The sequence below is a fragment of the Lacipirellulaceae bacterium genome, from assembly GCA_040218535.1.
Taxonomy (GTDB): domain Bacteria; phylum Planctomycetota; class Planctomycetia; order Pirellulales; family Lacipirellulaceae; genus Adhaeretor.
Map to the genome: position 1 here is coordinate 1042046 of JAVJRG010000012.1, position 26820 is coordinate 1068865.

Here is a 26820-nt window from a genome sequence, read left to right on the forward strand (position 1 = left end):
AACTTTTACACCATTTCGTTAATCTTCTCTGAAATCTCTGCAACACTGAATGGCTTTCCTTGCACCTTGTTCAAGCCTTTTGCGTCGATCAAGTAGCGGTCGCGGATGATGCTCCGTAGCTGCCCCATATTGAGCTCGGGGATCAGCACTTGCTTGAAGCCGCGGAGGATTCCTTCCAGATCTTTTGGGAACGGATTGATGTAGCGGAGGTGGCAGTGGCTGACCTTTTTGCCCGCCTTCTGCGCGTGACGGACTGCCGTAGTACAGCTACCGTAGGTGCCGCCCCAGCTTAGTACGAGGAGATCGCCCTCTTTTTCACCGAAGACTTTTTGCTCAGGAATATCATCGGCGACAAGATCGACTTTCTTCTGTCGCACGTCGGTCATGTGTTGGTGGTTAGCTGGGTCGTAGCTCACATTGCCGGTGCCGTCGGCTTTTTCCAAGCCGCCGAGGCGATGCTCCAGCCCTGGCGTGCCTGGAATTGCCCACGGTCGGGCCAAGAGATCATCACGGGTGTAGGGTTGGAACTGCTCGAAGTCGTCAGCCGCAGAGTCACGGGATTCAGGATGCTTGATTTCGATCTTAGGCAGGTCGGCCATCTTGGGAATTCGCCAAGGCTCAGAGCCGTTGGCGATATAGCCGTCGGTCAGGAAGAAGACCGGCATCATGTACTTCGAGGAGATTCGCCACGCTTCCTGGACTGCGTAGAAGCAATCGGCAGGACCGCTGGCGGCAATCACGCACATGGGGCACTCGCCATTGCGACCATACATAGCTTGCCACAGGTCAGACTGCTCAGTCTTGGTGGGAAGGCCCGTGGACGGGCCGCCACGCTGAACGTTGATAATGACCATCGGCAGTTCGGTGATTACTGCCAAGCCCAGCGCTTCACCCTTGAGCGCGATTCCTGGGCCGCTACTAGCGGTGACGGCCATCGCCCCAGCGAAGGAGGCGCCGATCGTGGAGGTCACCGCGGCAATTTCGTCTTCCGCTTGGAAAGTCAAAACATCGTAGTGCTTGTGCTTGGAAAGCTCGTGAAGTATGTCGCTCGCCGGGGTGATCGGGTATGCACCAAGGAACAGTCGCTTCTCCGATAACTGAGCTGCCGCCAACAGGCCCCAAGCCAGTGCCGTGTTGCCCATAATGTTGCGGTACTTGCCGGGGGGAAGCACTGCAGGATCAACATGGTACTGGGTATTGATCGCTTCGACGGTCTCGCCGTAGTTGAAACCGGCTTTCAGAGCCGCTGTGTTTGCCTGAGCGATCTCCGGCTTTTTGCCGAATTTGGTCTCAATGAACCGTAGTGTTGGGTCGAGCGAACGGTCGTACAGCCAGAACACGAGGCCCATCGCGAAGAAGTTGCGGCAGCGGTCCGCTTCTTTCTGACTCAGTCCGAGCCCCTCAACGGCGAGCCGAACGAGCTTGGTCATTTCGACCGAGTGCAGTTTGTATTTCTCAAGGCTGCCATCTTCCAGCGGATTGGTCTCGTAACCGGCTTGCTCGAGACCCTTCTTATCAAAGGCGTCTTTGTTGACTAGCAAGATGCCGCCGTCGCGGAGGTCCTGTAGATTCGTGGCAAGGGCCGCCGGGTTCATGGCGACGAGCGAATCAACGGTATCGCCTGGCGTGTAAATCTCGTTGCTGGAGAAATGGATCTGGAAACCCGAGACACCGGCCTTGGTGCCACGAGGGGCGCGAATCTCGGCGGGGAAGTCCGGGAAGGTTGCGACGTCGTTGCCCGCGAGCGCTGACGTATTGGTGAACTGGGTACCAGCGAGCTGCATACCGTCGCCGGAGTCTCCACAGAATCGAACGGTGGCCTCTTCAACGTTGGCGAGCTGCTTTTCAGGCGTAGCGGTAGACATCAGTAGTTTTTCAGTTGCCAGTGTTCAGTGTTCAGTAATTTCGCCGCGGCGCTTGTGCCGCGATAGGTAGTTTCGTGCCTAGGCACCTTCGCGCTCAGCAGGCGAACGACCAGGCTGAGGCGGAAGGTTGTAAATGGTATTTGGGAAGTGATCGACCAGATAGTGAACGATGCCACGCACCGCGATCACCCCCTCGGGTTGGTTGGTCTCAGAGAGGACGGGCAAATTGCGATAGCCCCCTTCGCTCATTTTGGTAATTGCCTCTTCGACAGTGGTTTTGGTGCTAACCGAAACGGGGCTTGCCGTCATCACCTCGGTAACACTGCGATCAAGCTTGCTATCTTCCTGACCGTTGGCAGCCGCGGAAATCGAGGCGAGCGCGTCACGTTCCGTGTAGATTCCGATCACGCCCGAGTCGTCGCAGACCAACACGCTACCGCCTCGCTGGGTACGCATTAACTGCAGGACCTCGCGAATGGTTGTTTCGGGAGAGACCAGCAGGGGCTCGTCAGGGTACGCCGCGGTAACCGTATCGGCGCTGAGGCTAAGATGAAAGCTCACGGCTTTGGTGCTACGATCCCAGTCTTGGGATGCCTATTTCGGGGGATGCTTCTTCAGACACCCGGGTCGATCAACTTGCTGAAGAGATTCACACAATGGAGTCTCTTAACGCATTAATTTATCAGGTAGTTCCAGCCGTTAAAACAGGAAAAGTGCCGGTTTCCTGTCGGGTTTGCGCAATCTAGAGTTTTGTTGATGAACCGTTCATGGTTGTTCATCCGGCACCGTGGAGCCCGTACCTGACGGCTTGGCGTAGAACTTCTCCAGATCGATGCCGCCCCGTTGTTCCTCTTCGACCAACTTGAGGCGGGCTTCGAGTTGCTCAACACGTCGAGCGAGCGTCGGCAGCAGCCTCTCCTCGGGGTCGAGTTCTGCCGGACGGGGTACCTCGGGATAACCCAGGTGCCGGTGTAAGGCGGCGAACAGGAGCAGCGGGTCTTTCCGTCGGTTTGCCCAAGCAATGCGACCCTCTTGGACTCCGAATAACAGTGGGACCGGCGAGCCCTGGTCCCGAATGTTCTGGTTCCGTTCCAATGCGAATTCACTTCGCACGTAGAGCAGATCTGCGAGATCAACGAGGCCAATTTGCCGTTGAACGGTGAAGATCCATTCCGACCAATCCGAGCCATAACTCGGGTCAGCAGCCACGGCATCGAGGCCTTTGTCGTACCCCAAACGGTTCCGGCACAAGACTTCCAGTTGATAAATAAACAGGCCCTGTCGCGTTGCCCGATCGTGTCCTTCCTGGGCCCGGTAGGCGGCTTCTTTTGCGAGAATGTCGAGCGCTACTCGAAAATCGAAACGGCGACGATCGTTCTCCGCTTCGCTCATCACGTAGCATTGAAACGGTGTGAAGTAGTGTCCCAGTCGGCTCATCCCTGACGCGAAGGAACCCGCGTGCTTCAGTTCGCTCAGTAGGAAGTCGATCGCCAAGGGAAGTTTGGTCGTAGCTAGGACTTCCTCGCGCACGGCAGCTAGCACTTCTTGCGCTGGCATATTCTCACGCATTCGTTCGCCAAGGACGCTGAAGAGATGATGCTGCTCGACGTACTCTTCGCGATCCAACGGCGAAAGTGGATCTGCGGTCGAATCGCTCATGGGCTGGCCCCGGCGGTCGCTTGGACGTGTTGAAGCTCAGACTTTAAGAATTCGACCGACTTATCGATGGCTGTGCGATCAAAAGCAGTGACGCTGTGTCCGCATTCGGGCGCAACGTAAAGCTCAGCTGGCACACCGACTTTGGTTAGCGAATCGACCAGATGCTTCGAACTATCCAAGGGAACGAGCCGATCCTTCTCGCCGTGGAATAAGAACATTGGCGGGTCGTCTTCGCTCGCGTAAACTACGGGAGAAGCGCGACGGTATTGTTCCGGCTTTTCGCGTCGGGTCCCTCCAAGCCAGAAAGAGAGCCAACGCTCGTCGGGCGGAATCACCCGGAAATCTGAGGGAGTACCCCCTCCGGCGACGGCTTGCAGCCGGGTGCTCGCCTTGCTGTTAGACACGGGATCTTCGAGCCCGTCCTGCTCATCGCTTGTGCCCAGTAGCGCGACCAAGTGTGCCCCGGCTGAATAGCCAAAGCCGCCAATTCGCGTTGGGTCGATCTTCCACTCCTGGGCTTGCCTCCGCATCCACTCGACGGCTGCCTTGCAGTCTTCGATTTGAGCAGGAAATTTATGTTGCGGGGCAAGGCGGTAACTGATTGCCACGGCGGTGAATCCTTCGCGAGCGAGTCTTTGGGCGATTCCGCTGAGCTGAGCTCGACTCCCCATCCGCCACGCTCCGCCATGAACGACGAGAACTGCCGGGTGAGGGCCTTCGCCGGCAGGCATGTAGACATCGGCCTTGAGCGGGCCCGACTCGCGTTTGGTGTAGGTCTGCCCGTACTTGACGACAATCTCGGGTTTCGCAGCTTTGGGTGCTTCGCCGTGCTCAGCTCTTGCCGTCGAGTGGAGCGTCCCAAAGACCACAAGCCCAAAAACCACAAGCGTTAATAAGCTTCTCATGTTTATCGGTTCCTAAGTCGAATTATCTGCCGCGTGGTTCGTTTGAACTCTCCCAGGTATAATCGTGCGGGTAGACGATCCTGTGAACGTCAATCTGAGAAGCTAGCATAGGCTTATTCTACGAAATGAACGGGAGTTAGAAGATGTTTTTAATTCCTCGCCAATTTCGCAAACAGAAAGTGATTTCCTCTTGAGTATCGAATTCTCCACGATTGAAGAAGCTGTCGAGGCGATTGGCCAAGGTCGCGTGATCATCGTCGCTGATGCGGAGGACCGCGAAAACGAGGGGGATTTCATCTGCGCGGCCGAAAAAGTGACTCCTGAGAGTGTCAACTTCATGATCACGCACGGGCGGGGGCAGCTTTGCATGCCGATTCTGCCTGACGTGAGCGAGCGGCTCCAGTTGGCTCCGATGGTCGAAGCAAATACGGCTCCGCTTGGCACCAATTATACCGTGCCGGTGGATCATCGGACCTCTCGGACGGGCATTACCGCGGGGGAACGAGCAAAAACGATCCAAGCGATCTGCGACCCGGCGAGCATCCCGAGCGATTTCCACCGACCAGGACACTTGTTCCCCCTCGTTGCAAAAGAAGGTGGCGTTTTGCGGAGGGCTGGTCATACCGAAGCGGCGGTTGATCTGGCACGCATGGCGGGGCTGATGCCCGCGGGGGCTCTCTGTGAAATTCTCGATGAGCAAGGTGACCGTGCGAGCCGACCGCGATTGTTGGAACTTTCCCGCGAATTCGATTTGCCGATTATCTCGATCGAGCAACTCATTGCGTATCGCCGCGTCCGAGAAAAGTTGGTCTACCGCCAGGCGGAGGCGAAGCTGCCAACCAAGTATGGCAAGGGAACGATCATCGCCTACGGCGTGAAGTACGAGACCCAAGAGCCAGTCGTTTATGTAATTGGCGACCCTACCAGCGTGGCGGCTCCACTGGTGCGATTGCATAGTTCGTGTTTCACCGGAGATCTCTTGGAATCGCTCCGCTGTGATTGTGGCGATCAACTGCACATGGCGCTTGACATGATCGGTCGTGAGGGTTGCGGTGTTCTGGTTTATCTTCCCCAGGAAGGTCGCGGGATCGGCCTTGTCGAGAAGATCAAGGCTTACGCGCTTCAAGATGAGGGACTCGACACCGTTGAAGCAAACCATGCCCTGGGCTTCAAGGCGGACCCAAGAGACTATGGCGTGGGCATCCAGCTTCTGAAAGATTTGGGCCTCTCAAAAGTTCGCTTGCTGACGAACAACCCAAAGAAAACCGACGCATTCATCTACGGAGGCTTTAACCTCCAAGTGGTTGATCAAGTGCCGATCGTTCCGCCGATCAACGAACACAATGCTGCTTACATGGCCACGAAGCGAGACAAAATGGGGCACGAATTGCCCGACGAGTCGTAGAGCTATCAACGATACGCCATGAATGCCGAATCATGTTGAACTTTCGAACCAGCCTTTATGCTCGCCCCGAATCACTGATCGCGGGAGAGTTCACCAGCCTTCGTGGCTTTCAACTAAAGACTCTTTGCGGCCCCGGCCCTCAAACGATTTTCGACGCTTACTTGCCGGTGACGTTTGAGGAAGCTTTGAAGAAGCTCCAGGAGCTCCCCCGCATGGATGCTGAGCCCGATGGTTTTTTTGTTTACTCAGGCGATTCTGAGGGAAAACGCTGGCAGATCGATGGGCACCTTTACGATTTCAACAACCAACTCCATCGAGTTGAGTTGAGCGGAAGTTGTCCCAAGAGCGTATTCAACCAACTGCTTGCCATCTTCGCCGCTGACGAGACCCCCGCCGCTTTTGAGTTGATCCGGGAGGGCGTGGTTCTTGATAAAGAGAATTTCGATCGTTGGGCCGGGGCTACAGAGGCTTAGTCTCGAGTCTTCCAATCAATTCCAGAAACATCGGCAAGGGCATGGATCAGCGCTTGCGTCCCATTCTTGCCGTGGCCCGCAGCGGAGGCTTTTTCGTAGAGCTGGTGAGCCAGCTCGACCCCGGGCAGCTTCAGTTCGAGTCCCTTCGCCTCGGAGAGGACGATCCCCAGGTCCTTGATAAAGTGCTCGATGAAAAAGCCGGGGGCGTCATCACCGTCGATGATTCTGGGGGCGAGATTGGAAAACGCCCAACTCCCAGCCGCTCCTGAGGAGACGGACTCGTAGGCGGTATTCAGGTCGAGCCCCGCCTTGTAGGCATAAAGTAACGCTTCGCAAATACCAATCATCCCCGCGGCAACGAGTGTTTGGTTGACCATCTTCGTGTGTTGCCCGGCACCAGCTTCCCCTTGCCAGACCCATTTGGAACCCATCGCATCCCAGCAAGGCTGGAGTGCTTCGACGGTCTCCTTATCGCCTCCAATCATGATCGAGAGTGCACCGTTGCGTGCGCCCACATCGCCCCCCGAAACTGGCGCATCGATGGCGATGACGTTTTGCTTTGAGGCCTTCTCGGCGATTTCTTCAGCTAGCGACGGCAGGCTGGTAGTCATGTCGACGAGGACATTGCGATCTGAACAGCCCGCGAGTGCGCCCTGCTCGCCGAGTATCACTTCGCGGACATCCGCAGGGTGACCAACGATCGAAAAGACAACGCGAGATTTTTCCGCCACTTCACGCGGTGTGTCTGCCCACTGCGCTCCAGCAGACAGCAGTGGCTCCGCCTTCTCACGAGTACGCGTCGTGAGCGTCATCGAATAGCCTGCGTCCATCAAATGACGGCACATGCTTGCCCCCATGACGCCTGTGCCGATCCATCCCAGTGGTGTCGTGCTTGGTGGAAAACTGATCGGGGACATGATCGGATAAGCCTCGAACTTGAACCTAAGGGACGCATTCTATTCGGAATTCTGAACACCCGAATCCAAGAGACCAGTATTGCTACAGATGCGTAGCTGAGAAGAGCCACGGGTATCCCCAAAGCAACTCACCGCAAGATCTGCCGGTCTAAGAATTGCCCTGCCTCAAGAGATGAATTCCGCTCGAACTTGTGCTTCTAGCGGAGTTCCTGCCCCAGTGTTCTATTGAGGCAGGGCGAATTCCTTAGGGTGTACGGTAAGACTTTTCCGTGAGACTTGCTCGTGTGAGTGCTTACTGGAAGGGTTGTGCTTGTACGGAAAAATCCTACAAGCCGTTCCGCGAGTAGGTCTTATCGGCTGTTAGAAGGCAGCTTCATGAGCAGATAAACACCCAAGGTATACGGCAACCCACCGTGCCGAAACAGGCAGTGCTGGCCTGCGGTTTCCTGTCGGCTTGGGCGTTGGCATGAAGTGCCAAGACGAATCGAGATGAGGCGAATGGCAGCCCTAGGTTTCCTTGAAGAACTGGGGTAGCGAGTTCGGTTGCGAAACCGAATTCGATCCTTTCGCTGCGCTCTCGCTTCCATCAAAACGAAGCACTAGCGTTACGAGTTCTGCCACCGAATTCACCTCGAGTTTTGTGAAAATGCTTCGTCGACGGTTTTCGATGGTTCGTAGGCTGACCTCTAACTCGCTTGCCATCGCCTTGTTCGCCTTCCCTTCGAGAACCCTTTCAAGGACGAGCCTTTCCTTCTGCGTGAGACTAGCCAAGCGATGGGCAACTTCTGCATGGCGAGCTACCTCTTCGCGTTGGCGCTTGTCTTCAGCAAGAGCAAAGCGTATCGCCTGCCACATTTCGTCATCACTATAGGGTTTGTCGAGGACCGTAATGGCACCGGACTTCACAGCCTGCACGGTCATCGCCGTGCGTGCGAAGGCAGTCACGATAATGATGGGAATGTTGTAGCCCTTTTCAAGCAACTGCGCTTGGAGCTCAAGGCCGGTGTATCCAACCAATCGATGATCTGTGACGATACACCCTGGCTGGTCATCGTAGAAACTTAGAAACGACTCCGCGGAGTCAAAGCTCCGGGTCGGCACATTCATTGACTGGACTAATCGAGTCACAGCCTCGACACCGACAGGGTCGTCATCCACGATGTGGATCGTGGGAGGTGGGCTGGCTACGGTATTGCTGGCCAAAATAAACTCCTCAGCTATCTGAGAAGTCGCTATGAGCTGACTTCTTTCTTTAGTGACGCCCCAAAGTTTTTCGAGAGCGTGGTCCTGTATCTCACAGTCGCTTATGAGTTGAGTGATTCGAGGAAGCCCAAATCCTGAAACAACTTAGCTCACTAGCTAACGTCACTTCTCTGTTACATTAGCGTAATCAATCAGCCGTGAAAATCAAAACGATTACGTCTTATCTGCATCGAGATACTGAGAAACAATCAAGCGAAGGTCTGTTGATGGTGATAACTTCGACGTGAATTGAAGGTCTAAGTTCATGGACGTTGTGTTAGCTGCTGGAGAAGGTGTCACAAAAGCCCAGCAAGGAATAGCCTAACGGTTAGCCGTCATCTAGCGCTCCTTTTAACACACTTCAGCTCTTGATTCCAAGGAAATCCCGTCATGTATAAACATGCAAGCGATTTCAGCCCGATTTGGCGTGACGAATATGATTGTGAACAATACTTCCGCACCTGGTCGAACCCGTGCGATTGGTCATCCGAGATTTAACGCACTTTGAAACGAGAGAAGGAAAACAGCAGCATGCAATGGATGAGAGAACTTAGCCAGGTTACCCAGTCCGTAATTGCTCAGGCAAACCGTAGCGCACAGTTGTTGGCTGAGGATCTGCCCTTGTTGGCAGACCTTTCGCAAATGAATCGCAGGACGCGCAGAGCGCTGCGAAGCGGCCGCATTACGCGGGCCACTTACCTTTTGATGAAGCACCAGCGACGTCGTTACATGCGACGTCAAGAGATTCGAGCGCTTGTGGGAGAGTAGCCTACAGCCAACCAGCGAGAGTCCGCCGCGGGTATTTTATTCCTGCTCAGGCACGTCGAAGACATACCGATCAATCACTGCGAGTACACCTAGCGCGATCGCGGACAAGATAAACCCGATGGCCGCTTTGGCTGCTGTGATCAGTAAGCCTTGTTGGAAAGCTAACTGCTGTGTGAACGTAACCCCTTCTTCAGGAACTAGGCCTACTGCCCACATCACGACATTCCAAACTGCCCCGCCAAAGAAAACAAAGCCTAGAATGAAAGCACACCAAGCCGCCAACTCGATCGTTCGCTCGAATAGCCATTCCATCTCGTGTGCCCTATGTTAGAAGAGAATATTGCGATTGCATGATGCTATGCCGCGATAGCATAAACTTCTAGCAGCCATTATACCAGATACGCATTCCAAGACACGACGGCTAAGCGGGCGAGCCCTCCGAGTCGTCGCACTTGGCAAGCAGGCCCTCTTTGCCAATGCGGTGGCAGAAATCTCCGAACGACTCTTCACCTTGACGCTCGTCACGGAAAAAACGGAACACCTTGGCTAGTTCGGCGACAACTTCCTCGTCGGGAACCAGGTCCTTGTAGATGAAGTTCAGGCGATCACCTTCAATGCGGCCACCGAGAAATACCGTGTACTTGCCAGCCGTCTTACCAACGAGGCCAATGTCGGAGTTGTAAGGCCGGGCACAACCGTTCGGGCAGCCGGTCATCCGAGTGGTAAACTCTTCTTCGGCGAGGCCAAGCTTGGAAAGCTCTTCCTCAAGCTCATCCATCATGCTGGGAAGTCGCCGCTCGCTCTCAGTAATGGCTAAACCACAGGTAGGAAGCGCGGGGCAAGCCATCGACCAACGTCGGACGGCACTTGTTTCCTCAGTAAGTGGCACGCCGTTGCGTCGCAGAATCTCTGTGAGGGTCGCATGGGCCGATTCTTCAAGATCACAAAAGATGATTCCCTGATGCGGCGTGAGTCGAAGTGGCGGATTGAGTGCCTTGGCGATCTCACGGAGTGCAGTTTTCAGCTTGTAGGGGCCTTCATCCTTGATGCGGCCGTTCTCGACGTTTAGTCCGTAAAAGAACCTGCCATCTCCCTGAGCATGCCAGCCCATCCCGTCGTTGTGGGCATTGATGTGAATCGCCCGCGGCGGTTGGAGTTCTTGGCCGTAGTATTCTTCGACTTTTTCCTTGAAGCGGTCGAGCCCCCAATTGCGGATGAGGTACTTCATCCGGGCGACTTTGCGGTCGCTCCGATTGCCAAAGTCACGCTGAACTTTGATGATTGCCGTGGCAACGTCGATTGCTTGTGTTGGTGAGACGAAGCACATGGGCATCGCAATCGCAGGGAAGGTCTTCGCGGCGCTTGGCGTGGTGCCAAAGCCGCCCCCTACGAGTACGTTGTACCCAACGACATTCCAGTCCTCAGCAATGGCCATCAGACCCAGGTCTTGTGAGTAAATGTCAGCCGCATTGTCTCCAGGAAGCCCAATGCCGGTCTTGAACTTCCGTGGCAGATAGGTCGGCCCGTACAGCGGTTCGATCACTTCGTTGGGGTCGAGGCCACCACCAGCTAACGTCTTTTCGCCAGTGTCTTCGTCTTTCAGCCACAACTCGTGGTAAGCAGGAGTGCGTGGTTGTAAGTGCTTGGCTAGCCGATCTGCGAGGTCCTGCATCTGATCGTAAACAGGGTCGCCCTTGTAGGGTGCAGGAGAACACATCACGTTGCGTTCGACATCGCCGCAGGCGGCAAGTGTTGTGAGCTGGCTTTGGTTGATCTTCGCAATAACGGTCTTGAGATCGCCCTTGAGGACGCCGTGAAGCTGTAGCCCCTGCCGGGTTGTGATTCGCAGCGTCTGGTTGCCGACCTCGTCACAGAGGTCAAGTTGAGCCACCAACTGATCGCTTGTGAGCTTTCCCCCGGGAATGGCCGAACGAACCATAAAACTGAACTTCTTGCCATCCTTACCCCGCTCATCACGATTGTCCTGCTGGTAGGTCCCGTGGTGTTTGAGGAGCTGGATGCTCGCCTTGCCGAATTTGTCGGTCCCGTCGACAAGTTCCTCGGGGATGGGACCCAGAAGGTAATTGCTCTCCGTCTTGAAGCCCTCAACGGCACTCGGTTTGGCCTCTTTGTCCTTCGATTTGGAGGCTGAGGACTTGGCTTGCAAGGATTTGAGGACGTCAGACATAGTGCTTCTCAAACGGGCAGGAGGGATCTTGGCCCTCTTTGCCCAAAAGGGATATTTTGACAACGAACCCTAATCATAGCTCGCAGAGGCTTGAGCGACCATATCGAAGCCTCACCCACCCTCCGAGCCGCGAGGCGTAAGCCCGCAGGTGAATCGGTGTGAGGCTCAACCCGCGGGCTGACGCCTCGCGGCTCAGGCCCTCGTGTCAGGACGCGTCTCGCGGTACTATGCCAACCATGACACACGGTGGCACGAAAAAGTTCCAGGATCGCCTCGCATTATGGCTTGCCACGGGTTTAGGCGTGGGGCTCGCTTCGCCGGCTCCGGGTACCTTTGGCAGCCTATGGGGTTTGCCCTTGGCTCTCGCTCTAGGCTCGTTCCAGCAGCCGATGTCACAACTCGTATTTGCACTGGGGCTAGTCCTCTTGGCAATTGTTATCGCCGATCGAGCGGCATCAGTTTTGGGTGGGACGAAAGATCCCCAAGCAATTGTGATCGACGAATTCGCGGCTCTGCCGATCGCCTTTTTGGGGGTTGGACCCTTGGGCTGGAATAAGTTGCTTCTGGGCTGGCTCTTGTTTCGCGTTTTCGACATTGCCAAGCCCCCGCCTTGTCAGAGGGCTGAGCAACTGTCTGGCGGGATCGGTATTGTTGCAGATGACGTTGTCGCTGCCGTGTACGCCTGCCTAAGTTTGCACGCCATAATTTGGCTCGATTCGACGCTTTCACTTGAGTACCTACAGTAAAGGCTTCGCGCAGAGACACGGAGCCGCAGAGGCACGTAAGGCTAGGCGATAACATGTTGCAAACGTAGTTCTTGGCCGCTATCTCAACAATCTAGAACCCTAAAACTGTTCCCCTCCGCGTCTTTGCGACTCTGCGCGAGACTACAAATATCGCCTAAAAGCCATGCCCGCCAAACTCCTCGACGGTAAAGCCCTTGCCAAGACCATTCGCGAAGAACTCGCCGTGGAAGTGGTCGAGTTCATTCAACAGACGGAAGTCGTCCCCTCTCTGGCCGCTGTGCTCGTTGGCGACGATCCGGCGAGTGAAGTCTATGTGCGAATGAAACGTAAAGATTGCGAACAGGTGGGCATCCATAGCGTGATGCATCGGCTGCCGGAAGCAACCAGCGAGACGGAGTTATTGACGCTCGTCGACGAGTTGAATGCCGATTCGTCAATCCACGGCATCCTCGTTCAGCTTCCCTTGCCGAAGCAGATCAACGAGCAGGCGATTCTCGATGCGATCTCACCCGATAAGGATGTCGACGCGTTTCACCCCTCGAACGTCGGTCTGATGGTCCAGGGCCGACCGCGTTTTCTACCGTGTACCCCCAGCGGCGTGCAGCAGTTGCTCATTCGTGAAGGGATTGAAACCGCCGGCAAGCACGTTGTGGTGGTAGGGCGTAGTGAGATTGTTGGTAAGCCACTCTCGGTGATGATGGCCCTGCGTGGTCCCGGAGGCGATGCGACCGTGACGATTTGCCACAGTCGGACTAAAGACCTAGCGGCGGTCACAAAGGAGGCAGACATTCTGATCGTCGCGATTGGAAAGCCCGAATTCGTCACGGGCGACATGGTGAAACCGGGCGCGGTGGTGATCGACGTTGGTGTGAATCGCACCGAGGCAGGACTTGTCGGCGATGTCGATTTCAAGGCTGTTGGTGAAGTTGCTAGTTGCCTGACACCCGTTCCTGGCGGTGTGGGGCCCCTGACGCGGGTGATGCTCCTGGTGAACACACTCACGGCGGCTCGGCAAGCAAGCAGCTAGTTGCTCTCTAGGGCTTTTTCGCGGTTTGAAAAAACTTCGGCAAACAACTTGTGTTCAACTACAAATGTAGCTATAAATTCGATTGTGGGCCAAGAGGTTTCTGCTGGTAAGCGTTTTCTGGGACCGCCCTTCCACGACTTGCCAGCTTTCCTTTCAGGTCAGGAGAAGTGCTCGCCATGAAATTATCAATTCGCACAACGATCGCAGGCATGGTAGCAGCAGCTTGTGTCTCGGCTTGGACTCCTGCCGCACAAGCTCAGGACCTGCCCGAAGAGCTTGTAGCTCTTTTCGAGCAGTTGGGGATTCCTTACGGCGATGCAGCAACTCCAGCTGCTGACGTCCCAGAGACACCGAGTTCGCAGCCAACGCCCACGGACCAACCTGTAAACGAGCCAATCGATATTTTTGAAATCTTGGGATTGGACCCTGCAGACTATCCTCCCACGAGCAACCCGGTCGAGCCCGATCCGCAGCCCAAGGTCGACCCTGAAGTCGTCGAGCCTGTGGGACTTTCGGAAGATGAGATCGAGTTCTTCCGAATGATAGGAATCGAAATTACGGCATCTGGAGAAGTCATCCCACCGCAGAATCCCGGCCCTGCTGAGCCTGTGGAGATTATCGATACAGAAGAGGAATTGCAGGACTTCTTTACGAGCGTAGGAATCACGATTGATGAAAACGGCTCGCCGGTAACTTCTACGCCAACCGAGTTGCCACCTGCAACCCCCTCCGACATTAACGAGCTACTCAGTTCATTGGGGATTCCTTACGGCAGTCCCGCATTCGCCCAGGCAGTTGCGGCCAATTCCAGCTTGGCAGTTCCCGAACCCAGCTCGCTGCTCCTTGCAGGGATGTTGGCCAATTTTGCACTGCTACGAAGAAAGCGGACCTAACGCCATGGGAGTTATCTTGGGCAATGCTGTTGCTCAAGATGAACGATCCCACTGCCTTCGAGCCTCATAGAAGAGAACTGCTGCAGTAGCTGAAACGTTGAGACTATCGGCGATTCCATGCATTGGTAGACCAATCGCAGTGACGCCTGCCCCGTACCATGTGTCAGTGAGCCCCTCGGCCTCGCTGCCGAGAACGATGGCCGCACCGTGTTGGTAAATCACACTGTCGTAGCGATGATTCGCCTCAGGACGAGCGGCATAGGCGGGAAGTTCGTGTGAACGTAACCAGCTTATCGCTTCCTCGCTGGTAGCAGTGGCAATGTTGCCCCCGAATACCGTACCTAGACTTGCGCGGACGGTGTTCGGGTTGAAGAGATCGGTTCCCGGATTTGCCACAATCACGGCATCAAGTCCCGCGCCGTCAGCGCTACGCAACGCCGCACCAATGTTGCCCGGTTTTTCTAAGCCTTCGAGCACGGCAATTAGTGGCCGCTCGGGCAGCTCAATGTCTTCGAGTGTGTGTTTAGGCGTCGCGGCAACGGCTAGCACGCCGTCGGTCCGTTCGCCGAAGCAGAGCTTCTCAAACACATCCGGTGTGACCGTAAAGTATTCTTTGGCTTGCTTTTCTAGCCGCTTCGCCAGAGTTTGAGCTTCATCCGCGGTGCAAAGCGATTCGCAGACGAACGCCTCTACGATGGCGAGCCCCGCATTAAGTGCCCGGTCAATTTCACGAACGCCATCAATAAAGAATCGCCCTTGCCGCTCACGCTGCCGTCGCTGCTTGAGCTTGACGGCGTCTTTGACTCTCGGGTTGTTGCGGCTGGTGAGGTGTTCGGGCATCTTCTTCGATTCGTGATCAGCGTATTGGGTGTTTTCGGTCAGACTTTTTAATCGTAACACCTGCGATAAAGCTTACCTACGCTTATATCCGAACGTAACGTTTTGGAGTGAGCGATCCATTACTGGCGGTTCGAAAGAAAAGCCTTAGAATTAGGCTTCAGCAACAGCTTCTGAACGTGCTCATTTCAACATTCTTGTCTTGCATTGCGAGTTTGCCGTGTCTCTTGAAACCCTCAAGCACGAAACCATAAACGGTCGTGAAGTCAGCCTCCGCATCGGCGTCGATATGGGCGGCAGTGACATCAAGTTTGGTGCTACCGATCTCGACGCGGGGATGATCTTGCTACCAGAGTTGGTGAAGCTTCCCAGCCTTTCCCAGCAAGGTCCTGAGAAGACCATCAGCCAGATCATCACCGGTATCAATGCCGTACTGGAGGAGTTGGGAGCTGCGTGGTCGCAGGTCGCGACCGTTGCTGTGACGGTGCCCTGCCCTTGCTCGCCCGACGGGGTGATTCTGGAAGTGACGAATCTTGGCACGCCGGAGACGAAGCACCTCTGGGAAGTGCCCTTCGGAGATCTGCTCGCTGAAGCAGTCAAGGCAGAGGCGAGCTGCGCGATTCCCGTATTCGCCTGCAACGATGCCAACGCTGCTGGGCAGGACGACGACTTTGTACGCTACGGCTTGAGTGCAGACCCGCGTACAAGTTTGTTCATCACGACCGGTACCGGTATGGGCGGTTGCGTCATCGTAAACGGCAGCGTGCATTACGGCATCGGTCAGGCGGGTGAGCTGGGACACATGAAAATTGCCGTGCCGTACGCCTACGCGAATCGCTTCTCGGCGGAGCCGAACCCACCGTGTGGTTGCGGTGGAAGTCAATGTGTGGAAACCAGGGCATCGCTTACGGGGTTGATTCGCCGGGTGACTTGGGCGCTCTCAGACGAGGGAGTCGCGTTGATCCGAGACGAACTCGAAACCGAGGGTCGAGAATTCAACCCGGACACGGTCGCGAAGCTGAAAGAACTTTATGAGGTTACGCCCAAGCGTGCCGCTTATGAGGTACGCACCTTCGCCGACGCCCATGAGGACGCCTTTTGCCGCTGGCTTCTTGAAGACTGGGCGATCATGATCGGGGCGTTGTTCGCCAGTCTGGCACCCGCGTTTCACCCCGATCTGATGGTCATCGGCGGCGGGATGACGGAGATCTCCGACCAAGCGAAGGAGTGGTTCCTTCGTGTTGTGCATCAGTCTTACGACCAGACGAATGCCCAGCGGAGCTTTGATCGTGGCGAGGGGAATTGCGAAATCGTTTGGAGTGTCAGCACCGATCAAGGTTGGCGTGGGGCGATTCTCATGGGGATTCGCGCGGGGCAGGTTTAGAGCCTTTCAATCACAGCCGCAGTCTAACAGACTGCCGGAAAAATGCTCACGAGTTAACCGTTTCGATGATTCTCCGGCAGCCTGTTAGGCTGCGGCTGCCGTGTTCTTCGCACGCTTTGGTGTTTACCCCGGCCAGCGTGCGTAGACTCCGCTCTCCAACTTCTTCCCCGTCGCTGCTTCAAGAAACAGCTTCCCCGTCTTTCCCCCTTGGCCACATTGCCCGAAGATGCCCTCGGCAAGCATCGCTTCTAATTCCGCGGGGCCGATACTCGGCGTGTGGCACGTGGTGAGAATGAAGGCCCGTCGTTTGCTCGTCAGTTGGCGGACGAGTTTTAACAATGGCAGCAGATCGCGACCGATGGACCATGACTCACCCTTTGGGCCGTGGCCATAGCTGGGCGGGTCAAGGATCACGGCGTCGTAGTGGTTCCCTCGCTTTACTTCGCGCTGGCAGAACTTGGTGGCGTCTTCGACGATCCAGCGCACGGGGTGCGCGGTTAAGCCACAAGCGGTGGCGTTTTGGCGGGCGCGGGTGACCATGCTTTTGGCGGCGTCAACGTGCGTGACTTCCGCACCGGCAACCGCGGCAGCGAGTGTGCTGCCGCCGGTGTAAGCGAAAAGGTTGAGAACTTTCAGAGGTTCATCGGTTTGTTGCTTGAGTGCCCGACAGATCTGATCGACGATCCATTGCCAGTTCGTAAATTGCTCAGGGAAGATCCCCACCTGACCAGACGGCAATGCGGTAAGCAACATTTTGAAGCTTGCCGACTTGTCCAACTCGACTTGCAATTCGACGTCGTGGTGTGCCCATTTCTGCGGCGAGGGCTTCCAAGTGCCGTCCGCCGCACGGTTTCCCTCGAAGCGCGCAGTCGATTGCTTCCAAAGTTGCGGGTTCTGTCGTGGCTGGTCGGCAGCGGGACAGGGGCGGTCGAGCTTCCAGGGCCCGAATTGCTCTAGCTTTCGCCCCTCGCCGAAATCGAGCAATTCGTAGTCGTGAATGGAAAGTTCGAACATGTGTGTTTGTAGTATCACAATCTCGGCTTGTTTAAGGCGGGTAGCCGCGACCTAACAGGTCGCCGGAGAGTCTTCGAAAAGGGATCATTTTCGAGAGGTTCCCGGCAGGCTGTTAGCCTGCGGCTGCGTCACTTAATGCACGTATTTCTTCGGTTGGTCTCTCGCCCTGAAGGACTATAATGGGTGGTTCGCTTCATCGCACGACCAACCCCGCTTAGAGCCCCCGCACGGACGCAATGCCCGCCTCAGACATCATTATCAAACGAGCGCGTGAGCACAACTTACGCGATGTCGATCTTGTTCTGCCGCGCAATAAGCTCATCTGCCTCACCGGGGTTTCCGGCAGTGGCAAGAGCTCGCTCGCGTTCGACACACTCTACGCGGAAGGCCAACGAAGGTATGTCGAGAGTCTTTCGACGTTCGCTCGGCAATTCCTAGGGCAAATGCCCAAGCCGGATGTCGACCACATTAGTGGTCTGAGTCCGTCGATCTCGATTTCCCAGAAGTCTTCGGGGAACAATCCGCGCTCGACGGTGGGGACGATTACCGAGATCTACGATTTCCTTCGCGTGCTCTACGCGAGAGTTGGCCAGGGACATTGCCCCAAGTGCCAGCAGCCAATCACGGCTCAATCGCGCGAGCAGATCATCGCGCGGATTCTCGATCAGCCAGCCAAGACGAAGTTTATGCTCCTTGCGCCCGTGGTGCGACGGCAGAAGGGCGAGTTCCGCGATCTCTTCGAAGACTTGCTAAAGAAAGGCTTCGTCCGTGCCCGTGTCGATGGCGAAGTGGTCATGCTCACCGATGCTCCGTCGCTCGATCGGCAGATGCGGCACGACATCGAAGTGGTGATCGACCGACTCGCAATTAACGCTAATGTGCGCAGTCGCCTAGCTGAAGCGGTCGAGTTGGGCTTGAAGCTGGGCGAAGGGAATCTCATTGTTGCACCGGAAGTTTCTGCTAAGGACGCCCCTGTCGAGGGGGAAGTTGACGGAGAAGTAAATCGATCAAGCAAAAAGAAAAAATCGACCGATCTGTTTCTCTCCGCGGACTACGCATGCAACTCTTGCGGGTTGAGTTTCCAATCGCCCACGCCCCAACTGTTCAGCTTTAACAGCCCCCAAGGGATGTGCTACGAGTGCGACGGTTTGGGCGACATGTTCTCGTTCGACCCGGACAAACTGGTACCGGATGAATCGCTCTCCTTTGCCAAAGGTGCGATTGAGCTGATCGGCACCTGGAAAGACCTCGGGCGTTGGAAACGGCACATCTACGCCGGTGTTGCCGAAACAATGGAGCGTAAGCTCGGACTGGAAGAAGGCTACCTGCTGGAAACTCCCTGGGGCGAGTTGAGCAAAGAGCAGCAATCCCTCTGGCTGTGGGGCACCGGGAACGAACACATCACGTTTACTTGGCGTGCCGGCAAGAGCGGACAGAAGTACGGTGGCGAGTTCGACGGTGTCATTCCCGAGCTGCTCGACAAGTATCGCGGCGCGAAACGCAAGTCGCTGATCGCGAGGCTCGAGACCTTCATGAACGTCATCCGTTGCCCTGATTGCGAGGGTGAGCGGCTGAACCCGCAGGCCCGCGCGGTACGCCTGACAACATCCGATCCGGCTTTTGAAGGCCGGGCGAGCCTAACACTTCCCGAGGTAAATCGCTTGCCGCTAAGCGAAGCGGCGGACTTTTTCTCAGGGTTGGTACTCGACAAGACACAGCAGACCATTGCGGTGGAAGTGCTGAAAGAAATCCGCGGACGGCTCGGTTTTCTCACAAATGTCGGCTTGGAGTATCTCTCACTGGGACGAACCGCCCCGACGCTTTCGGGCGGCGAAACGCAACGGATTCGGCTGGCTGGCCAGATCGGCTGTGGATTGGTCGGCGTTCTCTACATTCTGGACGAGCCATCGATTGGATTACACCCACGTGATAACGATCGACTGATTTCGACGCTTGAACGACTGCGCGATCAAGGCAACACCGTGGTCGTCGTCGAACATGACGAAGACACCATGCGTGCCGCTGACCACGTCATCGACTTCGGCCCAGGACCGGGCGTACGCGGTGGCGAAGTGGTTGGTGAAGGGACCGCCGATCAAGTCGCCAAGAAAAAGAAAAGCGTCACCGGGGCGTACCTGTCCGGCCGACGCAAGATCGAGGTGCCGAAGAAGAGACGAATCGATGTCCGCTCAAACGGTTCTAGTGAGCAAACCGAACTCGTCATCCGCGGTGCCCGACACAACAACCTCAAGAACATCGATGTTCATATCCCCTTGGGAGCCTTCGTCTGCGTGACGGGTGTTTCAGGGAGCGGGAAGAGTTCACTCGTCAACGACATTCTCGTTGAGGCGTTGCGACGCGATTTGAACAACGGCAAGGGAACGCCCGGCGAACATGATTCGATTGAGGGGCTGGAGCACCTCGACAAGCTGATCGCGATCGACCAATCACCCATCGGTCGCACACCGCGTTCCAACCCAGCCACTTACATCAAGGTGTTCGACGAGATTCGCAAGCTCTACACGCAACTGCCTGAGTCGAAACGTCGCGGCTATCCGCCGGGGCGTTTTAGCTTCAATGTGGTCGGCGGACGCTGCGAGGCCTGCAGCGGCAACGGCTCGAACAAGCTGGAGATGGACTTCCTGGCCGATGTTTGGATCGAGTGCAACGTCTGCAACGGGCACCGCTTCAATCACGAAACGCTGCTGGTGAAGTATCGCGACAAGTCAATCGCCGACGTGTTGGAGATGGACATCCAAGAAGCGATCAAACACTTCGAGAACATCCCCAAGATTTATGAGAAGCTGGAAACGCTCCACGCGGTTGGTCTCGACTACATGAAGCTCGGACAGCCTTCGCCGACGCTCTCGGGTGGCGAAGCACAGCGGATCAAGCTCGCTCGTGAGTTAGTAAAAAAATCGACCGGCAAAACGCTCTACTTGCTCGACGAACCAACCACCGGCCTGCACTTTGCCGACATCGAGCTGCTCTTAAAGGTGCTGCACGATTTCGTTGATGCCGGAAATACAGTTTTGGTTGTTGAGCATAACTTGGACGTGATCAAGACGGCCGACTGGATCATCGATATCGGCCCCGAAGGAGGGAAGAACGGCGGACGGGTCGTCACGGCTGGCACGCCAGAAGAGGTAGTGGCTTTTGCGAAGCAGCCAAAGGCGGAAGGCGGAAGGGGAAAGGCGGAAGCTCTGGACCAAACCTCCAACCAGGATTCCCCCCTCCCCCTTCCGCCTTCCCCCTTGGTCTCCCACACTGGACACTCCCTGGCACCCTACCTCAACAGTACCGTTGCACAGAACGGCGCGGCAAAGGCGACACGCCGGAAACAGATCGAGCAGGCGACGCACATTACCGTGCAAGGTGCCCAGCAGCACAACTTACGCAATGTCGATGTGAAAATTCCACGCGAGGAGTTCACCGTTTTTTGTGGGCCAAGTGGTTCGGGCAAGACGTCTCTGGCGATGGATACGATTTATGCCGAGGGCCAACGGCGGTATGTCGAAAGCCTGAGCTCCTACGCACGGCAGTTCGTTGGACAGATGCAGAAGCCGGCCCTGGAACACATCGAAGGGCTTTCCCCGGCGATCGCCATCGAACAACGCAGCGCTGGCCACACGCCTCGCTCCACTGTGGGGACCGTCACGGAAATTTACGACTACTTCCGTATTTTGCTCTCGCGCCTGGGCCAAATGCACTGTCCCGATTGCGATTGCGAAGTCGGCACGCAATCCTCGGACGAAGTCATCGACGCAGTCCTCTCCGAGCCGGAAGGAACCAAGGCGTACCTGATGGCACCCGTGTCACTTGCTCAAGGCGACAAGTACGAAGACCTCTGGGAGAAACTGCGAGCCGATGGTTACCAGCGGGTTCGTGTTGATCGTGAGACACATCAACTGGACGCGATGCCCTCGATTGATCGTCGTAAGAAGCATGAAGTCGAGGTGATTGTTGATCGCGTGACGATCAAGAAAGCCAGTCGCGGGCGTTTAGCCGACAGTATCGAGAATACCTTGGCACTGGGGAAAGGAATTCTCCACTTGGCAATCGTTCAAGAAGACACGCCTGAGAAACGCTGGCCGGTACGCATTCACAGCCAGCATCTCGTTTGTGGCGAGTGCGGACGCAGTTTCGAGCCCCTCTCGCCCCATCATTTTTCATTCAACAGTACGCTCGGCTGGTGTCACGCCTGTGAGGGGTTGGGTACGGATTTGGGTGCGAACCCGGCGGTGCTATTCCGCAGTATGAGCATGACACTTGCCGAAGGAGCGGTACTGGTCTGGCCGAAGATGGAGCAACCGCTGTTTCGGGCTATGCTGGAAGCCCTCTCGGAACAGACCGGCGTACCGCTGGATGTGCCCTTTGATCAACTCCCGCCCAAGCATCGTCGTACTGTGATGTACGGAACCGGGGACGATTGGATCGAAGTGAAGGTAGCTGGCAAGCAAACATCGAAGAAGACGAAAGCGGCGAAGGCATCGGCTTCGGTCACTTTTCATTTCCAATACAAGGGGCTGTATCCCGCACTTGAAGAAGCCTCACGCATGTCGCCGCGTTTGCGAGGTCGGTTGGAACATCTCACCGGCGAGATCGAATGTAGTGAATGCGGCGGCAGCCGGTTGCGTGAGGATGCTTCCGCGGTGAAATTCCAAGGCCGCACGATTGCCGAGTATTGTCGCACACCGCTCGCTCAACTGCTGTCGGTTGTGAAGAAATGGAAGCTGCCGGCGAACCAGAAAAAGATCGCGGGCGAACTCGTTCGCGAAATCAACAATCGGCTGACATTCTTAGTGGATGTGGGACTCGATTATTTGACGATTGGCCGCTCCGCTCCGACGCTTTCCGGTGGTGAGTCGCAACGAATTCGCCTAGCGAGCCAGGTCGGCAGTGGCTTAGTTGGAGTGCTGTACGTGCTCGATGAGCCAACGATTGGCCTGCACCCGCGCGATAACGCCCGACTGGTCGCGGCGCTGCACAAGCTTCGTGATTTGGGCAACACGTTGCTTGTCGTCGAACACGACCGTGAGGTGATCGATGGGGCGGACAACTTGCTCGACTTCGGCCCTGCGGCCGGACGTCTCGGTGGCGAGATCGTCGCACGAGGTACGCCCGACGAAGTCGCCAAGCGGCGGAAAAGCGTCACCGGGCCCTACTTGAGCGGCAAGAAGGGAATCGCCGTTCCAACGAATCGCCGAGATGCGGACCTGATGGACGGGAAGCTCACGGTCAAAGGGGCGAGGCATCACAACCTGAAGAACATCGATGTTGATTTCCCGCTTGGCACGCTCACAGCCGTGACGGGCGTTTCGGGGAGCGGGAAGAGTTCCCTGGTCGAGGACGTGCTACACGCTCAACTTGCGAGAACCTTGCATCGTGCCAAGACGATCCCTGGGGCTCATGATCGGCTGGTGGGAATTGAAAGAATCGACAAAGTGATCCGCGTCGATCAGCGTCCGTTGGGGAACACGCCTTCGTCCAATCCGGCAACCTATACCGGATTGTTCGATCACATCCGGGAACTCTTTTCTCAACTTCCCGATGCGAAGCTGCGAGGGTACTCAGCAAGGCGATTCAGCTTCAACGTGCCGGGGGGGCGCTGTGATGCGTGCGACGGAGCCGGGCAGAATTGCATCGAGATGCATTTTCTTCCCGACGTGTGGGTGCCTTGCGATACTTGCAATGGAAAACGCTACAACCCGGAGACGTTGGAAGTTGAATATCGAGGTCGTTCGATTTCCGACGTGCTGGAGATGTCCTGCGGCGAGGCGGTCGAGCTGTTCGAGAACATTCCCAAGATTCGCAAGATTCTACAAACGCTGGTTGACGTGGGGCTCGACTACGTTGCCCTCGGCCAGAGTGCGGCAACCTTGTCGGGTGGTGAAGCGCAGCGGGTAAAACTGGCTGCCGAGCTTTCCCGGCCCGATACGGGGCGGACGCTTTACTTGCTCGACGAACCAACCACCGGTTTGCACTTCGACGACATCCGTAAGCTGCTCGACGTGCTGCATCGTCTGGTCGATCTGGGCAACACGGTTGTCGTGATCGAGCATAACCTGGATGTGATCAAGCAATGCGACTGGATCATTGACATCGGCCCCGAGGCCGGTGCTGAAGGGGGCCAAGTCGTTGCTTACGGCACACCAGAAGATATTGCGAAGCTCGCGAAACCACCCAAGGGCAAGAAGTCGAAAGCAGTATCTCACACCGCTCGCGTCTTAGCCCCGACTCTCAATGAAGGCCCCCACGAGAAACGCGAAATCTTCGACTTCGAAGCCGCCATGGCACCCAAGCAGGGCGATATGGACATCGCCGAGCTCGGCGCGGAGATCGACATGCCTTGGGAGGTCGATGGCCGTCGTTGGCACACCAAAGACCGCATTACCCGCGCCGGCGAGCTTTGCCACTGGGACGGCAAGATCCTCGACACGCTTGAAGAGCGGATCCAAGAGCTTGGAGAGTTTAGCGCCACCGACTGGAGCAAACGGACCGTCGTAGAAATCGCGGCAGAGAAAAAGTCCGACGGTTGGTTCTTCCATGCCATTACCGGCGAGCCCTGGCTGCTGAAGCTGAAGTTCCGCACCGCCAAAAAGACTTTCCAGCGAGACGAGCTCGTGGTCGATCTCGGCCTGAAGCCGCTCAACGACATTCCCGAAATCGAGGCCTACGGACGCGACCCACGCGTGAAGTGCAAGAACCTCCGTGGTCCCTTCCAGGAAGTACAAATCGCCGCTCACAGTTGGGAGGAGATCGACACGCCCGCGTTCTGGGCATTTGTGGAGAAGGCGGTTGAGGGGTTCAAGAAGTTCACGGACCGCGTTGAGCAAAAGCCCGAGGATGTGATGCCGTGGAAGAAGCTCGGCAAGAAGTGGCACCTCGCCCGGAAAGGATTCCCGCCGGGGAAGAAGATCGAGTGGCCGACCGAGCTGCTTGAAGAACTGCTGGAACTGCTCTCAGAAACTGCCACTGAGGCAGCCGACGAAACGACCGACGAAACGATAGGTACCGGCGAGCCGCAATTCCTCTGGAACAACCAGCAAGTGATCCACCTGATGGTCCCTGGCAACAGCGAACCGTGGGCGAGTGTCTACACGAAGCGGCTCGCCGGCGTCGACCTCGCGCTGAACGGCCCCAACGGTGCCTTCGCGACAGGGCGGATCGCCGAGATCGGCTCCCAGCGAATCATCAAAACGGAAGCCGACGACCGTGACCAAGTGAAGTTCCGCTTCACTTCAATCGAAGATCTACAACAAGGAGACTTACCGGAGTTCCTGGCTGAGCATCTCGACGCGGTGCGTGGCGCGATGGCATAAAGTAACACCACGCTCCGCGTGGTGAGCGCATCGAATTCGTGATGTCTTCTGTGAACGCAGTGTTCCTGGGTTGGTATTCGTTTAATCAGTTACTAACCACACGGAGTGTGGTTTTACTGTTTCAGCATCAACTGAATTTCCGTGAGATACTTCTGCGGGTTTCCTTTGAAGATCATTCCCGGGCCTTTCAAGTAGACCTCGCGAGTGGGGCTACTGAATTCAAGCCCTTGGTCTTTCGCGTGCTGAATAATCTTTTCGTAAGAACGACCAAGTTGGTCGTAGGGTCCCTTATGCAGCAGTGTCAGCGCTTGTCCGCCTGGTAGTTCGCGTACGACGATCTCTTCCTTGCTCTCCCCCTTGTGAACAGGCATGCACGGTTCAAAGTCGGCGTCTTCGGCCTTGTACTCGCTGTCGTAGCAGAGCAACATTGGTTTGCCGTTGATGTGACGGCCATATTTGCGTCCAATCTTTGCAAAGCCTTGGCCGCAATCACTATATTTGCCCTTCATGCGGACTCCAGCAACAAGCATGGGTTGAATCTGCTTCTTTTCAATTTCAAAGGCTGAAGACTGCATGGCGGTGATCGCCTCCGTTTCTTTGTTGACGATGGTGGTCAAGGATTGCACGATGCGTCGGTCGCTCCGCATACGCTCTTGGATGACTTCCTTTTGCTGATTCAGGTATTCGAGGATTTCTGATTCGTCTTCGCAGGAAGAAAGAATTTCGGAGATGTCGCTGAGTGGGAAGTCAAATTCCCTCAGTGCGGAGATGACGCGGGCCAGTTCGACCCTCTCAGCGTTGTAGTAGCGGTAGTTGGTCTGGGGATCGACGTGTGAGGGCGTAAGCAGCCCCGCTTCGTGATAAAAACGAAGCGTCTTCACCGAAAGGCCGGTAATCTTCGAAAACTCGCCGATGCTGAACATGCTGGACCGGACTGTCTGAGGAGCTATCTTGTGTGACAAGCACCAGTCTACAGCCTCCAGCAACGGGAGGGTCAAGCGACTCAATCAGATAATTCGCGAAGACCCGTCTCCAGGCGTTCGCTACGCTGGAGCAGCGATCTCGGTCGGCGGTACGCCTCGCCCACTATTGCGAGCCCGCTTCCAGAGCAGCCAAAGTGCCCCGGTCAAGGTCCGCGCTTCGCAGCGTCGATAAGGTGAATCTGCAGGCAGTTCCGCCATCAGACGCTTGTGAGCCGTGGCGAGGGCGTGATAGGGCATCGTCGGAAAGATGTGATGCAACGCATGAAACCTCAATCCCACGGGAGCCCACAACGCACCGAGGATGGGGTTGTACGGATAGTTCACCGAGTCGAGCATCTGATCGACGAAGTTCATCTCTTCGCCGTTGTTCGTCCAACGATGTGCGCCCAATGTTCTTAATGCATTGAGTGTGAGGATGAATATCGCCGTGAGATAAATCTGAACGAGCAACATCTTGGGGAGCGGCTCGGTCGCCAGCAAACCGAAGCTGGTGAAGAACCTGATTCCTATGAACCAAATGAACAGAAAGCAACCGACTTCTTGTATGCGGATGATACGCAGGACGCGCTTCGTTGGTAGCGGGCGGATGTACATCGGGTCCATAATCATCGACGAAGCGCGCCGATGGACCAAATCACGAATCGGCCTACTGATCCAAGTCAGGGGCGTGAGCAGCCCAAACCGAATCACGGCTAGAATCGGTACGAGGGGGATCTGGGCCAGGTAAACGAACAACTGCCAGATGGGCAATCGCGCTAGCGGAATGTATTCCCCGTCTTCGCTCGTTCCGTAGTGCTTCCGGCGATGATGATCGAGATGCGTGTAGTAGAGAAACGTCGGAACAAGAAAAGGAATTCCACAGAGCAGATTCCAAACGATCCGAAAGGCTGTGAACTCTCCCGCACGGATATGGACCAACTCGTGAATGAACAACACACTCCGGTAATAGAGCAACCCGGAAACGGTAAAAAAGAGAATCGAAAGCGGCCAGTGGAGTGCTACGTTGTCGGTGACTTTCTCGGGTTGAAGCACCAGACCAAAACAGATCAGACCGACTGTCCAACTAATCAGAAAATCGGGCCAGAAGATCCACGGATTCGGTTTGAAAAATTCGCCGACGATGCTTCTCGCTTGCGACAGCGAGAACTCACCATTGGGGCTTGTCTCAAGGGTTTGGGAAGTCTCACTCACA

Annotated in this window: 19 protein-coding genes; 7 read left to right on the plus strand and 12 right to left on the minus strand. The window is 56.1% G+C overall.

Going from position 1 to position 26820, the window contains the following annotated elements:
* Window positions 1-5: 5 nt before the first annotated feature.
* The 4 genes from RIB44_18250 to RIB44_18265 all read right to left on the minus strand — a co-directional run bounded on the left by RIB44_18250 (window position 6) and on the right by RIB44_18265 (window position 4429).
* A complete protein-coding gene (locus RIB44_18250) occupies window positions 6-1865 on the minus strand; it encodes a 2-oxoacid:acceptor oxidoreductase subunit alpha (protein MEQ8618518.1) in 1860 nt (619 codons plus the stop codon).
* A gap of 78 nt (window positions 1866-1943) precedes the next feature.
* A complete protein-coding gene (locus tag RIB44_18255) occupies window positions 1944-2426 on the minus strand; it encodes a CBS domain-containing protein (GenBank protein MEQ8618519.1) in 483 nt (160 codons plus the stop codon).
* Between the two features lie 204 nt (window positions 2427-2630).
* Window positions 2631-3524 carry a hypothetical protein gene (locus RIB44_18260; GenBank protein ID MEQ8618520.1) on the minus strand — a complete coding sequence of 298 codons (894 nt, stop codon included), beginning with the start codon at window positions 3522-3524 and terminating at the stop codon, window positions 2631-2633.
* On the minus strand, window positions 3521-4429 hold the full coding sequence (locus RIB44_18265) for an alpha/beta hydrolase (GenBank protein ID MEQ8618521.1): 909 nt from the start codon (window positions 4427-4429) through the stop codon (window positions 3521-3523). Before RIB44_18265 ends, RIB44_18260 begins: the two co-directional genes overlap by 4 nt.
* 190 nt (window positions 4430-4619) lie before the next feature.
* Between RIB44_18265 and ribB the strand changes: the two genes are divergently transcribed.
* Window positions 4620-5834 carry a 3,4-dihydroxy-2-butanone-4-phosphate synthase gene (ribB, locus tag RIB44_18270; protein ID MEQ8618522.1) on the plus strand — a complete coding sequence of 405 codons (1215 nt, stop codon included), beginning with the start codon at window positions 4620-4622 and terminating at the stop codon, window positions 5832-5834.
* Window positions 5835-5866: 32 nt separating this feature from the next.
* Window positions 5867-6307 carry a hypothetical protein gene (locus RIB44_18275; GenBank protein MEQ8618523.1) on the plus strand — a complete coding sequence of 147 codons (441 nt, stop codon included), beginning with the start codon at window positions 5867-5869 and terminating at the stop codon, window positions 6305-6307.
* Here the strand turns inward: RIB44_18275 and RIB44_18280 are convergent.
* From RIB44_18280 to RIB44_18295, 4 genes are all read right to left on the minus strand, one after another.
* Window positions 6304-7224, minus strand: a complete 921-nt coding sequence (locus RIB44_18280) for an NAD(P)-dependent oxidoreductase (protein ID MEQ8618524.1) — start codon at window positions 7222-7224, stop codon at window positions 6304-6306. The genes RIB44_18275 and RIB44_18280 overlap by 4 nt on opposite strands.
* Before the next feature lie 507 nt (window positions 7225-7731).
* Window positions 7732-8427: a response regulator gene (locus RIB44_18285; protein MEQ8618525.1), complete on the minus strand. Its 696-nt coding sequence runs from the start codon at window positions 8425-8427 to the stop codon at window positions 7732-7734.
* A gap of 843 nt (window positions 8428-9270) precedes the next feature.
* A complete protein-coding gene (locus tag RIB44_18290; protein ID MEQ8618526.1) occupies window positions 9271-9546 on the minus strand; it encodes a hypothetical protein in 276 nt (91 codons plus the stop codon).
* 109 nt (window positions 9547-9655) lie between these two features.
* Entirely contained in the window at window positions 9656-11422 is a 1767-nt protein-coding gene (locus RIB44_18295) for an NADPH-dependent assimilatory sulfite reductase hemoprotein subunit (GenBank protein ID MEQ8618527.1), read from the minus strand.
* A 227-nt stretch (window positions 11423-11649) separates the two neighbouring features.
* Here RIB44_18295 and RIB44_18300 point away from each other — a divergent pair, with 227 nt between their 5' ends.
* From RIB44_18300 to RIB44_18310, 3 genes are all read left to right on the plus strand, one after another.
* Entirely contained in the window at window positions 11650-12168 is a 519-nt protein-coding gene (locus tag RIB44_18300; GenBank protein MEQ8618528.1) for a phosphatidylglycerophosphatase A, read from the plus strand.
* A gap of 163 nt (window positions 12169-12331) precedes the next feature.
* The gene (folD, locus tag RIB44_18305; GenBank protein ID MEQ8618529.1) at window positions 12332-13195 is read left to right on the plus strand and encodes a bifunctional methylenetetrahydrofolate dehydrogenase/methenyltetrahydrofolate cyclohydrolase FolD; all 864 of its coding nucleotides are present in this window, start codon (window positions 12332-12334) and stop codon (window positions 13193-13195) included.
* A gap of 176 nt (window positions 13196-13371) precedes the next feature.
* Window positions 13372-14088, plus strand: a complete 717-nt coding sequence (locus tag RIB44_18310) for a PEP-CTERM sorting domain-containing protein (protein MEQ8618530.1) — start codon at window positions 13372-13374, stop codon at window positions 14086-14088.
* Between the two features lie 33 nt (window positions 14089-14121).
* Here the strand turns inward: RIB44_18310 and RIB44_18315 are convergent, their stop codons facing one another.
* Window positions 14122-14928 carry an RNA methyltransferase gene (locus RIB44_18315; protein ID MEQ8618531.1) on the minus strand — a complete coding sequence of 269 codons (807 nt, stop codon included), beginning with the start codon at window positions 14926-14928 and terminating at the stop codon, window positions 14122-14124.
* Window positions 14929-15145: 217 nt separating this feature from the next.
* Between RIB44_18315 and RIB44_18320 the strand changes: the two genes are divergently transcribed.
* On the plus strand, window positions 15146-16309 hold the full coding sequence (locus RIB44_18320) for an ROK family protein (GenBank protein MEQ8618532.1): 1164 nt from the start codon (window positions 15146-15148) through the stop codon (window positions 16307-16309).
* Window positions 16310-16432: 123 nt separating this feature from the next.
* On the opposite strand, the gene RIB44_18325 is transcribed toward RIB44_18320, so the two are convergent.
* Window positions 16433-17323 (minus strand): class I SAM-dependent methyltransferase, encoded by an 891-nt coding sequence (locus RIB44_18325; GenBank protein ID MEQ8618533.1) that lies wholly within the window; start codon window positions 17321-17323, stop codon window positions 16433-16435.
* A 236-nt stretch (window positions 17324-17559) separates the two neighbouring features.
* On the opposite strand from RIB44_18325, the gene uvrA reads away from it, so the two are divergent.
* Window positions 17560-24645 carry an excinuclease ABC subunit UvrA gene (gene uvrA / locus RIB44_18330; protein ID MEQ8618534.1) on the plus strand — a complete coding sequence of 2362 codons (7086 nt, stop codon included), beginning with the start codon at window positions 17560-17562 and terminating at the stop codon, window positions 24643-24645.
* A 113-nt stretch (window positions 24646-24758) separates the two neighbouring features.
* Here uvrA and RIB44_18335 read toward each other — a convergent pair whose 3' ends face one another.
* Complete coding sequence (locus tag RIB44_18335) at window positions 24759-25568, minus strand: MerR family transcriptional regulator (GenBank protein MEQ8618535.1); 810 nt, start codon at window positions 25566-25568, stop codon at window positions 24759-24761.
* A 120-nt stretch (window positions 25569-25688) separates the two neighbouring features.
* On the minus strand, window positions 25689-26819 hold the full coding sequence (locus tag RIB44_18340; protein MEQ8618536.1) for a fatty acid desaturase: 1131 nt from the start codon (window positions 26817-26819) through the stop codon (window positions 25689-25691).
* Window position 26820 lies beyond the last annotated feature (1 nt).

Bases quoted from the DNA above. Each gene is read 5' to 3' on its own strand.
- RIB44_18250 (MEQ8618518.1), bottom strand. From the start codon at position 1,865: ATGTCTACCGCTACGCCTGAAAAGCAGCTCGCCAACGTTGAAGAGGCC.
- RIB44_18260 (MEQ8618520.1), bottom strand. From the start codon at position 3,524: ATGAGCGATTCGACCGCAGATCCACTTTCGCCGTTGGATCGCGAAGAG.
- RIB44_18265 (MEQ8618521.1), bottom strand. From the start codon at position 4,429: ATGAGAAGCTTATTAACGCTTGTGGTTTTTGGGCTTGTGGTCTTTGGG.
- RIB44_18275 (MEQ8618523.1), top strand. From the start codon at position 5,867: ATGTTGAACTTTCGAACCAGCCTTTATGCTCGCCCCGAATCACTGATC.
- RIB44_18280 (MEQ8618524.1), bottom strand. From the start codon at position 7,224: ATGTCCCCGATCAGTTTTCCACCAAGCACGACACCACTGGGATGGATC.
- RIB44_18290 (MEQ8618526.1), bottom strand. From the start codon at position 9,546: ATGGAATGGCTATTCGAGCGAACGATCGAGTTGGCGGCTTGGTGTGCT.
- RIB44_18295 (MEQ8618527.1), bottom strand. From the start codon at position 11,422: ATGTCTGACGTCCTCAAATCCTTGCAAGCCAAGTCCTCAGCCTCCAAA.
- RIB44_18300 (MEQ8618528.1), top strand. From the start codon at position 11,650: ATGCCAACCATGACACACGGTGGCACGAAAAAGTTCCAGGATCGCCTC.
- folD (MEQ8618529.1), top strand. From the start codon at position 12,332: ATGCCCGCCAAACTCCTCGACGGTAAAGCCCTTGCCAAGACCATTCGC.
- RIB44_18310 (MEQ8618530.1), top strand. From the start codon at position 13,372: ATGAAATTATCAATTCGCACAACGATCGCAGGCATGGTAGCAGCAGCT.
- RIB44_18315 (MEQ8618531.1), bottom strand. From the start codon at position 14,928: ATGCCCGAACACCTCACCAGCCGCAACAACCCGAGAGTCAAAGACGCC.
- RIB44_18325 (MEQ8618533.1), bottom strand. From the start codon at position 17,323: ATGTTCGAACTTTCCATTCACGACTACGAATTGCTCGATTTCGGCGAG.
- uvrA (MEQ8618534.1), top strand. From the start codon at position 17,560: ATGCCCGCCTCAGACATCATTATCAAACGAGCGCGTGAGCACAACTTA.
- RIB44_18335 (MEQ8618535.1), bottom strand. From the start codon at position 25,568: ATGTTCAGCATCGGCGAGTTTTCGAAGATTACCGGCCTTTCGGTGAAG.